This window comes from Aeromonas sp. 2HA2 (assembly GCF_029237345.1).
GTDB classification, from domain to species: Bacteria; Pseudomonadota; Gammaproteobacteria; order Enterobacterales; family Aeromonadaceae; genus Aeromonas; species Aeromonas salmonicida.
The window spans coordinates 1-11,833 of sequence record NZ_JAACGB010000017.1 but is presented as its reverse complement, the minus strand read 5'-3'; the positions used below and the strand labels follow the sequence as shown (position 1 = coordinate 11,833).

The following is an 11,833-nucleotide window of genomic DNA, read 5'->3' as shown; positions in this document are numbered from 1 at the left end:
CCCTGCTCTCTCTTTCTACCCCATGGCTTTGACACGCCACCTCGGTCGGCATTCGACTTTTTCTGTACGCCCTGTCGTCAACTTCCCTCATCCTGCTTGTTCGTGCTCACGGCGTCACGCGATACTCAGGTAGAGACCAGGCAGCATGATTCAGATATGCAGTGCTTGCTAACCATGCAAACATGCTAAAAAAATACCATTTTTATCCGCAATTCCCCCACTAACCGCCAAATATCCGGGATCCCTTCATTCTCCATTCAACTCGGTCTGTTATGCTGATGTAAACGAACATGGTTTCACTATGCATCACCGACAGAGGGTGACGCCAGACGACCAGGACATGTTAGCGCCATACCATATATATAGCGGGAACACAGTGGTAAGAGACACACCTGGTGTCTCTGGTGCCCCGCGTCATGCCAAGGAGAACTGCTTATGACCTCAACCCATATTGTGCTCTTGCTGGAAGGCAAGGATTACGAGCAGGAGACGCTGGCCAAAGCAAGTCGGTTGGCACAGAGCATGGGCACTGAGCTGACCCTGCTGCACCTGACTCATAGCAGCAAGGTGCGCCGCGAAAGCCTGTCGCTGTCCGAAGAAGAGCGCAGTGCCCAGGGCACATTGGATGCCAAGGCCATCATCAGTGAACTCATCACCACCTTGCAGCATCCGGTGGATTATCAGTGCCTGGTGGTCGATGACGTTGTGTCGGACCTGAAGCACTGGCTGGCTTCACACCCGACGGATCTGCTGCTGGTGGGCAGCCGCCATCACTGGATGGAAGGATCCCTGGCCCGTCTGCTTATCTACAAGCTGCCGATCGATATCCAGATCTGCCACGAACCCTACGTAGAGCAGCTCAAAGCCGTCAGCTAACCTGCAAGGCGCCCACTCAAGTGGTGGGCGCCTCATCTCCCCCTGTCCCCTCTTGTTGCCGTCAACACCCGCATTTTTACCCGTCCACCACGCGACTCGCTCATTGCCGTCACCGCTGCCCAGCCCGCTGGCAGCCTCACTAATGACAAGCCTATCTACATGTTTCCTTACATATTCATCGCTGTTTTTTAAGCCTCGTTTGCTGCAGGATATTGCCCTTGCATGCCTTCGCACGTTTCATTCAGGTGATAAATGAACATAACTCCCAAGCAGAGAAAATTTGCCCTGCTCGCACTCATCCCCCTGGCCGCCATCACCTGGCTGGCCTGGCCGAATACGACCCCGGACCCGGTGCTGAGCGCGCCAGTGACCCGCCAGGATGTGGAGCAGACTGTGCTGGCAAGCGGCGTCCTGCAGGCCATAGAGCAGGTGGATGTAGGTGCCCAGGTCTCGGGTCAGGTGACCTATCTGGCCGTCGAGGCAGGACAGAGCGTCAAGCAGGGTGACCTGCTGGCCGAGATAGATCCCCTGATCGCCCAGAACAACCTCAAGACCGCCGAGGCGGATCTCGCCAGCCGCCGTGCCCAGCTCAAGATCAAACAGGCACAGCTCAAGCAAAACGAGCTGGCCTGGCGCCGTCAGCAGCAGATGTTCAAGCAGGAAGCCAGCTCCCGCGCCGATCTGGAGAACGCCGAAGCCCAGTTGGCGGTCACCCGGGCCGAGTTGCAGAGCGCCCAGGCCGAGATCGAAAATGCTCTGATCAAGGTGGATCGCACCAAGACGGAGCTGGGCTATAACCGCATTTTGGCCCCCATGGATGGCACAGTCGTCAGCATAGTTACCCGCCAGGGCCAGACCCTGGCCGCCAGCCAGACTGTGCCCACCCTGCTCAAGCTCGCCAATCTGGAAACCATGACGGTCAAGGCACAGATCTCTGAGGCGGATGTCACCCGGGTCAAGGCAGGCATGCCGGTCTATTTCACCCTGATGGGCGATGCGGATACCCGTTATCACGGCACCCTGCGCACGGTCGAACTGGCCCCCACCAACATCAACGAGCAGGCCACCAGCACCACGGCCACCAACAATGCCGCCGTCTATTACTACGCCCTGTTCGACGTACCCAATCCGGATCACACCCTGCGAGTCGCCATGACCACGCAAGTCACCATAGTGCTCGGCGAGCGCAAGCAGGTGCTGACCATTCCACAGACGGCCCTTGGCAAGAAGCTGGGGGAGAACGAGTACGAAGTCACCCTGATCAAGGATGACGATCAGAAAGAGACACGCCGCATCAAGACCGGCATGAAAGATGACATCAAGGTCGAGGTAGTCAGCGGCCTCACCGAGCAGGACAAGGTCAAGCTGGGTCAAAGTGCTCCCGTCAACGGCCCCGATGTGGAGATGATGTTGTGAGTGAGCCACTGATCCAGCTCAAAGGGATAGAGCGACGCTACCAGAGCGGAGAGCAGGAGGTCACAGTCCTGCATCCGCTGGATCTGACCATTGAAGCGGGTGAGATGATCGCCATCGTCGGCGCCTCCGGCTCCGGCAAATCCACCCTGATGAACCTGCTAGGCTGCCTGGATCGCCCAAGCGCGGGCCAGTATCTGTTTAGGGGGCAGGACACCGCCACTCTGGATGCCCTCTCCCTGGCCCGGTTGCGCTGTCACCACTTTGGCTTCATCTTTCAACGCTACCATCTGCTGCCACACCTCAACGCCGCCGCCAACGTGGAGATCCCGGCCGTCTATGCCGGCACCTCCCGCCCCGATCGGCAGGCGCGATCCAACGCATTGCTGACACGGCTGGGCTTGAGTGATCGCAGCCATCACACCCCGGGGCAGCTTTCCGGCGGTCAACAGCAGAGGGTCAGCATTGCCCGGGCGCTGGCCAATGGCGGCGAAGTGATCCTGGCGGACGAACCCACGGGTGCCCTCGACAGCCAGAGCGGCAAGGAAGTAATGGCCATCCTCAAGGAGCTGCACGCCCAGGGTCACACCATTGTTCTGGTGACCCACGACATGGCAGTGGCCAGCCACGCGGATCGCATCATCACGCTGCGCGATGGCAGGGTGCTGGAAGACAGCGGTAAACCGGCTACGACCACAGTCCGCCTCCCGGCCGCAGCCCCCGCCACCAGGGTGAGCGGCAACGACTGGGATCGCTATCGCGAGGCGGGACGCATGGCGCTGCACGCCATGCTGGCACACCGGATGCGCACCTTCCTCACCATGCTCGGCATCATCATAGGCATAGCCGCCGTGGTGAGCGTCGTCGCGCTCGGTCAGGGGGCCCGTGCCAAGGTGGTCGACCAGATCAACGCCATGGGCACCAACACCATCGACATCTTCCCGGGCAAGGATTGGGGAGACGAGAAGGCTGCCAGCATCCAGACCCTCAACAAGCGGGATCTCGATGCGCTGCTCGGCCAACCTTATCTGGAAGGGGCCAGCCCCCAGATTGCCTCGTCGGGTCAGCTGCGTTATCGCAACAAAACCAGCAGTGGCAGCATAGTGGGAGTCGGCAGCGACTTCTTCCGGGTCAAGGGGATGAAGCTCACCAGTGGCCGCCTGTTTGACGAGCGCGACATCCAGAACCGGGCCGCGGTGGCAGTGGTGGATGGCAAGACCATAGAGAGCCTGCTTGGCAAGGAAGATCCCGTCGGTCAGGTGGTACTGGTCGGCACCCTGCCGGTGCGCATCATTGGTGTGGTGGAAGAGGAGACGGGGTTTGGCCGTAGCAGCCAGTCAGTGAACGTCTGGCTGCCCTACAGCGCCGTGATGAGCCGCCTCATCTCCCAGAACCACTTCAGCCAGCTCACCATTCGGGTCAAGGACGGGGTGCAACCCGCCCTTGCCGAACAGGCTGCCATAGAGCTGCTGACCCAGCGCCACGGGGTGAAGGACTTCTTCACCTTCAGCAGCGACAGCATCATCAAGTCTGTGGAGAAGACCACAGCCACCATGACGCTGCTGGTCTCCGCCATTGCGGTGATCTCCCTCATCGTCGGCGGGGTCGGGGTGATGAACATCATGCTGGTCTCAGTGGTGGAGCGTACCCGCGAAATCGGGATCCGCATCGCGGTCGGCGCTCGCCAGTCCGACATTTTGCAGCAGTTTCTGATCGAGGCGGTGATGGTCAGCCTGCTCGGGGGCATGCTCGGGGTCGGCGTCTCCCTGTTCATAGGCCTGCTCTTCTCCCTGTTCGTGGAGAGCATTCAGATGCAGTTCTCGCTCTTTTCCATCCTGATGGCGTTTGGTTGCTCCTCGCTCATCGGGATCCTGTTTGGTTACCTGCCCGCCCGCAATGCCGCCCGGCTCGATCCGGTCGAGGCGCTGGCGAGGGAATGACGATGCACAACTTATCCAAACTGGCGCTCTGCCTGGCCCTTGCCACTGGCGTGAGCGCCTGCAGCCAGCAGAGCACCTATCACAGACAAGATCTGGCACTGGCTCCGAGCTGGCAACAGCCGGATGACGGCCTCACCCATCAGCAGGCCGGCCTCTGGTGGCAAGGGTTTCATGATCCGGCGCTGGATCAGCTGGTGGAGGCCGTGCTGGCCGCCAACCCGGACATGCAGGTCGCCGGGTTGAGGCTCAGGAGCGCACTGCTGGGCGCAGATTTTGCCGATACCAACCAGACCCCCTCGGTCAGTGCCAGCCTGGGGGCCAACGGCACCAAAAATCTGAAAGATGGCAGTGCCAGCAGCGGCATGGGCCCCTCTCTCACCCTCAGTTATGAGGTGGATCTCTGGGGTCGGCTCGCCTCGATACGGGATCAGGCGAGCTGGGAAGCCCAGGCTTCCGCCCAGGATCTTGCAGCCACCCGTCTGATGCTGATCGGCAAGGCGCTGGAGCAGTACTGGCAGCTGGCCTATCTCGGCTCGGCCATCACACTGGGCGAGCGGCAACTGGCAAACTACACCCGCGCCGAGCAGCTGACCCAGGCCAAGTACCAGGCCGGCGCCATCACCCGGCTCGATCTGGTGCAGGCCAGCCAGCAGAAGGCCAACAAACAAGCTGAGCTCACTTCGCTCTTGATGCAGCAGGAACAGGCCCGCAACGGGCTGCGCCTCTTGCTTGGGCGCAGCAGCGGACCGCTGGAATTTGCCCCGACAGCACTGACGACGACCCCGGTGCCATCACTGGCGGTCGGCATTCCAGCGGATGTGCTGGCGCGGCGCCCCGACGTGCGCGCCGCCGAGTTGCGCCTGCGCAAGACACTGGCAAAAGGGGATGAGATCCGCACCGGTTTCTATCCCTCATTGAGTCTCACCGGCGGTGCCAGCAGCACCTCTGACACCCTGACCCAGGTCTTGCAAAATCCGGTGGGCACTCTGGGTGCCAGCCTGGCGCTGCCTTTCCTCGAATACAACAAGACCCGGATCTCCATTGCGAGCTCAGAGCTTGATTACCAGATTGCCGAAACCGAATTTCGCAAGCAGCTTTATACCGCACTGGTCGAGGTGGAAGACGGCCTGGCCGCCCGCCATCACGGCGAGCAGCGCCTGAACTATCTGGCCGAGCAGCTGACGTTTGCCAAAGAGGCGGAACGGCTTGCCCGGGCTCGCTTCCAGGCCGGTGCCACCGGGGTACAACCCTGGCTGGATGAGCAGAACCGCCTGTGGGAGGCCGAGCTGGCCCTGCTCGGTCAACAGAAGGATCAGCTCAACACCATGGCCAGGATCTACAAGGCGCTGGGGGGCAGTGATCACAGCTAAGCCAGCGCGCTCAACACCGCCTCTCATGCCATGAGAGGCGGTGCGTTTTCCCCCTCTTGATGTCCCCTTCCTGATTGCCTGTCACACAAAGCAATTGATAATAGTTTTCATTTAATGAAAAATGGGCGCCATTGTCAGTCAGGAGTATTCATATGTCTCAGCCCACCCCGGTCAATCGCCCTCGTCTGCTCACGGTCAAACACGTCCGGGATGTGAGCCCGCACCTGCGCCGAGTCTGCCTGACCAGCCCGGAACTCGCTGACTACCCCTTCACCTGCGGCGGCGCCCATATCAAGATCATGCTGCCACAGCCGGGCCAGACCCACGCCGTACTCCCCACGCCCACCCCGCAAGGGCCGCGCTGGGAAGACCCGAGCCAGCGCCCCATCATGCGCACCTTCACCATACGGGCATTTCGTCGCGAGGCACTGGAGCTGGACATCGACTTCGCGCTGCACGGCGATGCCGGCCCCGCCAGCCGCTTTGCCATGCAGGTCAAACCCGGCGATCTGCTTGCCATCTCGGGCCCGGGTGGCCCGGATCCCATGCTGCAGCCCGCCCGGCACTACTACATGGTGGGTGACCTCACCTCCCTGCCCGCCATCAGCGCCATGGCCGAGGTAATGCCCGCCGACGCCCAGGGCCACATCGCCCTGCTGGTACCCTATCAGGAAGATGTGCAGGATCTGTCGCTACCCGCCGGCGTGACCTTGCGCTGGTTTATCGGCACCCCCGAGCAGACTGAACCACTGGTGGCGTATTTCACCGCCCTGCCGATGCAGGAGCAGGCGAGCTACTTCTGGTTCGGCGGTGAAGAAGGGTTGGTGGTGCCATTGCGCCGTCACGTCAGACGCACCCTGGAGGTGGATCGCACTCGGGTCTACGCAGTCCCCTACTGGCGCCACGGCAAAGATGAAGAGGCCTATCACCACGCCCGTCACGATGTGATGGACAGCTGATCTGCCCATTTTTTCCTTGGAATATCAAGCTCATGGCCTGCCGGTCATGGGCTTGATTGCTATCTGCACTCCCCTGATTTGCTCCTTGCCCCCCATTGTGGTGATCCGAGCGGTTGTGCTTGATTTGATGCAAACAACCAGATAATGATAATCACTCTCAACAATAAACAGTGATGACGCCCCATTGCAGCCTCTCTCCATGCCCCGGGTTTGGATGTGGAGCGCACGTCATTCACTCCCGTTTGCACAGCAAGGTAATCCAGATGGCAGTTTTGAACTCAGTAATGCGCGCCTTCGCGGTGGAGGCTCTTCCCACTCCTGCCGACCTGTTGGCACTTCATCCCTGTCCCAGCGAGGTTGCAGCGCAGATCGATCACCATCGCCAGCAAGTTCGCCAGATCCTGACAGGAGAAGACGATCGCCTGCTGGTGGTGATAGGTCCCTGCTCCATCCACGATCCCCTCGCCGCCCTCGATTACGCACAGCGACTGGTACGGCTGGCCGACGCCTATCAAGACAGGTTGCAGATAGTGATGCGCACCTATTTCGAGAAGCCACGCACCACAGTGGGCTGGAAGGGGCTGGTATTCGACCCCCATCTGGATGGCAGCAACGACATAGGTCACGGCCTGCAGCTGGCACGTCAGCTGCTGCTCGACATCAACCGTCTGGGATTGGCCACCGCCACCGAGTTTCTCGATACCACCAGCTTCCTCTATCTTGCCGACCTCATCAGCTGGGGAGCCATCGGCGCCCGCACCACAGAATCCCAGGTGCACCGTCAGCTGGCCTCGGCGCTGCCCTGTCCTGTCGGCTTCAAGAACGGCACGGACGGCAATATCCGGGTCGCCATCGATGCCATTCAGGCCAGTGAAGCCTCCCATCTGTTCACCGCGCCGGGCAGTCAGGGCGGCATTGTGGTGATCAAGAGCGAAGGCAATCCCGCAGGCCACATCATATTGCGTGGTGGCACACGCCCCAATTATCACCAGAGCGACGTGGAGGATGCCGCCGAACGCCTGACGCGGCAGGGGCTCAGCCACCGCCTGATGGTGGATTGCAGCCACGGCAACAGCCAGAAACTGCACAAAAATCAGATCCGGGTGGCAGGTGAGCTCTGCCGTCAGCTGGGGGAAGGCAGCGACGCCATCGCCGCCGTCATGGTCGAGAGCTTCTTGCAAGGGGGCAGCCAGAAGCCTGCACCATTGAACGAACTCGCCTATGGCCAGTCGGTCACCGACGCCTGCCTGTGCTGGGACGATACCCAGACCCTGCTCGCCATGCTGGCCGAGGCTGTCGAGTTACGTCGCCAGAGCCGGACCCGACGCCAGCCCGGAACGGTACACTGGGATACCCAATTAGCCAGCTGAACAAGAGAAGGCTCCCCCAGCGGGAGCCTTATTATCTGCAAGTCCCGTCATTACCATTTAGTCCGCCAGGTCGCCAAATAAAATGGCCCCGACTTATCCGTTCAGGATAAAGACCATAGGGTGCGGGCTTTGGATGGGATAAAGAAAATATCCGTGCTATCTCCCTCCATTCTTCACTCGATGACCAGCAACCGGCATACCGGCACCCCTTTATGCCATGTCAGATAAAACTGAAAAGCATGTCAGTTAATGGAAAAAGCCCCTCCGATGAGTAAAAAGAATCGTAGTTTGCTTGCGGGCAGCTTAATGCCCCCTAATTTTCTGGGGAATGGTGGAGGAGAATATACAATGGGCTATATGAGTCCAGTGACTCGTCTCTCATTGGTCGTCGGTGAACTGCTGGCAATACAAGATGGGGAAACCACAAGCCGATGCACACATGACAATTAATCGGCCAATAAGGAAGGCAAGCATCACGGCTGACAGTATGCTGTCGCACTGCGACAAACAGGGACGGCACAAAGTGAGGAGGGAATTGACAGGAGAATACTTCGGTGAATACAAATAATAATGCCGCCTTGCGGGCGGCATCATTCATGATCGATCCGGTGGATCAGATCAGGAAATCATTCAGATCCTTGCCCAGCGCAACTTGCTCGGCAATGGCTTTCGGCATACGGCCCTGGCCGGTCCAGGTTTTCTCCTGGCCATCTTCCTGATACTTGTACTTGGCAGGACGTGGTGCGCGCTTGCTCTTGGCGGCGCCAGCAGTGGCGGCTGGGGCAGCGGCACTGTTGATCAGCTCACGGGGATCAATACCGGCTTGCTGCAGCATTTCGGTGAACTCGCTCAGCTTGCGCTGACGCTCTTCCTGCTCGGCACGCTCTTGCTCAACAGACTCGGCGCGCTCGTTATATACCAGTTCAAACTTTTCTTTCGCTTCTTGCAGCTGTTCAAACGGCAATTCACGGATGGCAGCACGCAGGCTGCGAATGTTCAGCAGAACTTTCAGAAATTCGTTCATTACTTCCTCACAAAATTATTTTTGTTTGTCACAGGGATAACACAGCTTGAGAATAGCATGCCTGTTTGATAACAACATACTGTTTTTATAGTTCCTGTCACTTTCTTAACAAAAACGATTGGCTGAATATGCCAGCAACTTTATTCACTCGTTGCTCATTGTCGTAACCGCCGTGATCGCTCACCACACAATTCTCCCCGGCGTGCCTGACAAATAGACGGACACACCCAGGCATATTTCTCATCACACTTATGTCAGCTATTTTCACAATTGGCCATTGTGGTTAAAACCTGTACCACTCAGACGAGGCTCAAGGTAGACGAATGGCGCTATATATTACTGCCCCATAGTGCCCCATGCCTGCCATCCCTATATTCTCACCCTCGCGCTTCACATCATGTTATTTGAGGATCAAGCGACGCCAGGGGCCTGTGATCTCGCAGTGACCCGTTTCCTCCGTATTCTGCCAGCCGAGGCGATGATAAAAGGCCAGAGCAGAGGTATTGTGGGTCGCCACCTTGAGTGAGGCAGGCTTCCGACAAGCCGCCAACCCCTGGCTCAGCAGTGCCCGCCCCAGCCCCTGACCGTGCCAGTCGGCCGATACGTAGAGATGGTGCACGAAGCTCTCATCCCCCCAGATGGAAACAAACCCGCAAGGGGTGCCACCCTGTTCAGCCACCCAGAGCTGCTCGCCCCGGGTATGCTCGTCGAAATCCTCCAGCCGAAAGTGGGAAGGGTCGACCCAGTGAAAGGTCTGACGCCGCCCCTTCAGGTACAGCTGCGCCAATTGGTGAATATCCGTCTCTCGCATGACTCTGATCATCAGGCCTTCCTTCGTCACTATTATCACTTGGCAACACTGTCGGATGGATCGCCGCACAGTGTCAAATATCATGGTCAGAATAACGACCGACCGATGGCACGGGTGTGACACACCTCTGTCCATTTTATCGCCCATGGGGCTATACTGCCTGAGTCCCATGTATGGATGGTTTGAGGCTCGCTGATTTATGGATAACAAGCAGATAGAAGGCAACATCTTTGTTCCGGCCCATATCGACGATGTCTGGCGTGCCTGGACAACCGAGAGCGGCCTGCGCAGCTTCCTGGCGCCGGAATGCCTGATGGTGCCCGAACCGAATGGTCCCTTCGAGATCTATTTCAGGCCCGATGCCCCGCTGGGTGAACGTGGTAGCGAAGGCTGTCGGGTGATGGCCGTCATGCCACACGACCTGCTCAGCTTCAGCTGGAACTTTCCGCCCTCCCTGCCCCATATTCGTCTGCAAAAAACTCAGGTCAGCCTGCGTTTTGTGCCTGAAGGTCAGGGTACTCGCCTCTACTTCCTGCAAAGCGGCTGGGCAAACGATCCTGACTGGGATCAGGGCTATGCCTATTTTCGGGAAGAGTGGCTGGAAACCAGCCTGCCCCGCCTGCAGTATCGCTTCACCCACGGCCCCATCGACTGGAATAACCCGCCGGACAAGCAGCAACTGAAATCACTGGCTCAATAAGCCGCCATATCAAAACACCGCCAGCTGGCGGTGTTTTTTATATTCAATTAGCGGCAGTTCAACGCGGGTTTGTCATCCAGCAGCCAGGAAATCCAGCGCCGTTTTGAATTTAGAACAAACCCTTCATCTGCCTCAATGCCTTTTACTATGTAGCCATCTGCTGACAACTGTTCTGCCACCCCGGCAAAATGCCATTCGTTACTATTAATACGCTCACCCTTGAGCAAGGCGTCACTTAGCTGTTGATTCATCACAATGATCGACAGTCCCGTCACTGAATCTATTCCCAGCCCGGTATTTGCTACCCGCCCAACCACAACAGGTACCTTGACTGTACAGTGGCGACCTTCACTATCAGCTGTGGTATAGCTCCCTTCACCAACTCGCCCCTGCATCCATAAAAGACTTCCCTGAGTCAAACGCTCTACCGACAATATACCCAGCGCCCCCTTGGGGAAATCATGAATATCAACAGTCTCGGCGAGCAGGACCGGACACGCCAGCATGAGCAACCATAGATAATGTTTCATTATGTCCTCCTCGCTGATTGAGCGTATGAATCGCCTTGCTGCGAGAGAAAATAGATCAACACAAAGGGGCCGATGACAGGGACAAAAAAGACACATCCCCACCATCCCGAACGATCAATATCGTGCAGACGGCGGACGACAAGCGCATTCAGAAAACAAAGCGAAACGCAGTCCCGTTAATATGTTGCACACCGTCATGTCAAACGGTCAGCCAAGCCCGACACTGACCGAAAAAACCAATAAACATCCTGAACACCAACGAGCAATAATGAGGCCCCAAAAATGGGTGGCGGGTGCTGCTTGTGGGCTTTATGACCACCTTGAATGCCATGACGGCATTCTCTACAATGACGCACTTTTTACCCATTTCAGGTCATATTGATGAGCGATACCAACACCAAACCGGCACTGCCGGATCACCTTGCGGGCAACCCGCGCAGCCCGCACCATGTCGCAGCCTGTTTCGAACACCCGATCGGTATTCGACTCAATGGTAAAGAGCGCACCGATGTCGAGGAGTATTGCATCAGTGAAGGCTGGGTGAAAATCCCCTCCCCCAAGGCGCTGGATCGTCGCGGTCAGCCGATCCTGATCACCCTGAAAGGCACCGTTGAGGCCTACTATATCGAGTCCGTTTAACTGCTGCGGCCTGCCTCTTCGGATTACCGAGCCAGCGGGTCTGTCACTGCAGTCAACAACAAGGCCACCATAACGGCTGTCTCTTATACAAAAATCCCCAAGCGTCGCTTGGGGATTTTTTTGAACTTCTCTCCCATTCTGTGATCTGAACCTTTCATCGCTCTCTTCCCTGGTTCTAACATGCCCTTCACTCAACCGGCG

At 58.2% G+C, this 11,833-nt stretch carries 11 protein-coding genes and 1 pseudogene; 8 read left to right on the top strand and 4 right to left on the bottom strand.

Annotation, left to right across the window (positions count from 1 at the left end):
* The first annotated feature begins 435 nt into the window (after positions 1 to 435).
* The 6 genes from GWQ29_RS18545 to GWQ29_RS18520 all read left to right on the top strand — a co-directional run bounded on the left by GWQ29_RS18545 (position 436) and on the right by GWQ29_RS18520 (position 7,928).
* Positions 436 to 876, top strand: a complete 441-nt coding sequence (locus tag GWQ29_RS18545) for a universal stress protein (RefSeq protein WP_058394299.1) — start codon at positions 436 to 438, stop codon at positions 874 to 876.
* 252 nt (positions 877 to 1,128) lie between these two features.
* Positions 1,129 to 2,292: an efflux RND transporter periplasmic adaptor subunit gene (locus tag GWQ29_RS18540; RefSeq protein ID WP_265462187.1), complete on the top strand. Its 1,164-nt coding sequence runs from the start codon at positions 1,129 to 1,131 to the stop codon at positions 2,290 to 2,292.
* A complete protein-coding gene (locus GWQ29_RS18535; RefSeq protein ID WP_275920035.1) occupies positions 2,289 to 4,229 on the top strand; it encodes a MacB family efflux pump subunit in 1,941 nt (646 codons plus the stop codon). Before GWQ29_RS18540 ends, GWQ29_RS18535 begins: the two co-directional genes overlap by 4 nt.
* Positions 4,226 to 5,599 (top strand): efflux transporter outer membrane subunit, encoded by a 1,374-nt coding sequence (locus GWQ29_RS18530; RefSeq protein WP_275920034.1) that lies wholly within the window; start codon positions 4,226 to 4,228, stop codon positions 5,597 to 5,599. Before GWQ29_RS18535 ends, GWQ29_RS18530 begins: the two co-directional genes overlap by 4 nt.
* 152 nt (positions 5,600 to 5,751) lie before the next feature.
* Entirely contained in the window at positions 5,752 to 6,558 is an 807-nt protein-coding gene (locus GWQ29_RS18525; protein WP_058394302.1) for a siderophore-interacting protein, read from the top strand.
* 263 nt (positions 6,559 to 6,821) lie between these two features.
* Positions 6,822 to 7,928 (top strand): 3-deoxy-7-phosphoheptulonate synthase, encoded by a 1,107-nt coding sequence (locus tag GWQ29_RS18520; RefSeq protein ID WP_265421283.1) that lies wholly within the window; start codon positions 6,822 to 6,824, stop codon positions 7,926 to 7,928.
* 613 nt (positions 7,929 to 8,541) lie between these two features.
* Here the strand turns inward: GWQ29_RS18520 and GWQ29_RS18515 are convergent.
* Together GWQ29_RS18515 and GWQ29_RS18510 are read right to left on the bottom strand one after the other, a co-directional pair.
* Complete coding sequence (locus GWQ29_RS18515) at positions 8,542 to 8,952, bottom strand: H-NS family nucleoid-associated regulatory protein (protein WP_005312526.1); 411 nt, start codon at positions 8,950 to 8,952, stop codon at positions 8,542 to 8,544.
* A 400-nt stretch (positions 8,953 to 9,352) separates the two neighbouring features.
* Positions 9,353 to 9,775 (bottom strand): GNAT family N-acetyltransferase, encoded by a 423-nt coding sequence (locus tag GWQ29_RS18510; RefSeq protein ID WP_265421284.1) that lies wholly within the window; start codon positions 9,773 to 9,775, stop codon positions 9,353 to 9,355.
* A 187-nt stretch (positions 9,776 to 9,962) separates the two neighbouring features.
* On the opposite strand from GWQ29_RS18510, the gene GWQ29_RS18505 reads away from it, so the two are divergent.
* Entirely contained in the window at positions 9,963 to 10,463 is a 501-nt protein-coding gene (locus GWQ29_RS18505) for an SRPBCC domain-containing protein (RefSeq protein WP_021138069.1), read from the top strand.
* A gap of 47 nt (positions 10,464 to 10,510) precedes the next feature.
* On the opposite strand, the gene GWQ29_RS18500 is transcribed toward GWQ29_RS18505, so the two are convergent.
* The gene (locus GWQ29_RS18500) at positions 10,511 to 10,993 is read right to left on the bottom strand and encodes a hypothetical protein (protein ID WP_265421285.1); all 483 of its coding nucleotides are present in this window, start codon (positions 10,991 to 10,993) and stop codon (positions 10,511 to 10,513) included.
* Positions 10,993 to 11,145, bottom strand: a pseudogene (locus GWQ29_RS18495) (DUF805 domain-containing protein); the annotation flags it as partial. The pseudogene GWQ29_RS18495 and the gene GWQ29_RS18500, both read right to left, overlap by 1 nt.
* Before the next feature lie 229 nt (positions 11,146 to 11,374).
* On the opposite strand from GWQ29_RS18495, the gene GWQ29_RS18490 reads away from it, so the two are divergent.
* Positions 11,375 to 11,632, top strand: coding sequence for a DUF3297 family protein (locus GWQ29_RS18490; protein ID WP_005312504.1), 258 nt, complete (start codon positions 11,375 to 11,377; stop codon positions 11,630 to 11,632).
* The last annotated feature ends 201 nt before the right edge of the window (positions 11,633 to 11,833 follow it).

What these genes read in the sequence shown, in the direction of transcription:
- GWQ29_RS18505 (WP_021138069.1), top strand. Translation starts at nt 9,963, where the DNA reads ATGGATAACAAGCAGATAGAAGGCAACATCTTTGTTCCGGCCCATATC.
- GWQ29_RS18510 (WP_265421284.1), bottom strand. Translation starts at nt 9,775, where the DNA reads ATGATCAGAGTCATGCGAGAGACGGATATTCACCAATTGGCGCAGCTG.
- GWQ29_RS18530 (WP_275920034.1), top strand. Translation starts at nt 4,226, where the DNA reads ATGACGATGCACAACTTATCCAAACTGGCGCTCTGCCTGGCCCTTGCC.
- GWQ29_RS18490 (WP_005312504.1), top strand. Translation starts at nt 11,375, where the DNA reads ATGAGCGATACCAACACCAAACCGGCACTGCCGGATCACCTTGCGGGC.
- GWQ29_RS18520 (WP_265421283.1), top strand. Translation starts at nt 6,822, where the DNA reads ATGGCAGTTTTGAACTCAGTAATGCGCGCCTTCGCGGTGGAGGCTCTT.
- GWQ29_RS18500 (WP_265421285.1), bottom strand. Translation starts at nt 10,993, where the DNA reads ATGAAACATTATCTATGGTTGCTCATGCTGGCGTGTCCGGTCCTGCTC.
- GWQ29_RS18545 (WP_058394299.1), top strand. Translation starts at nt 436, where the DNA reads ATGACCTCAACCCATATTGTGCTCTTGCTGGAAGGCAAGGATTACGAG.
- GWQ29_RS18540 (WP_265462187.1), top strand. Translation starts at nt 1,129, where the DNA reads ATGAACATAACTCCCAAGCAGAGAAAATTTGCCCTGCTCGCACTCATC.
- GWQ29_RS18525 (WP_058394302.1), top strand. Translation starts at nt 5,752, where the DNA reads ATGTCTCAGCCCACCCCGGTCAATCGCCCTCGTCTGCTCACGGTCAAA.
- GWQ29_RS18515 (WP_005312526.1), bottom strand. Translation starts at nt 8,952, where the DNA reads ATGAACGAATTTCTGAAAGTTCTGCTGAACATTCGCAGCCTGCGTGCT.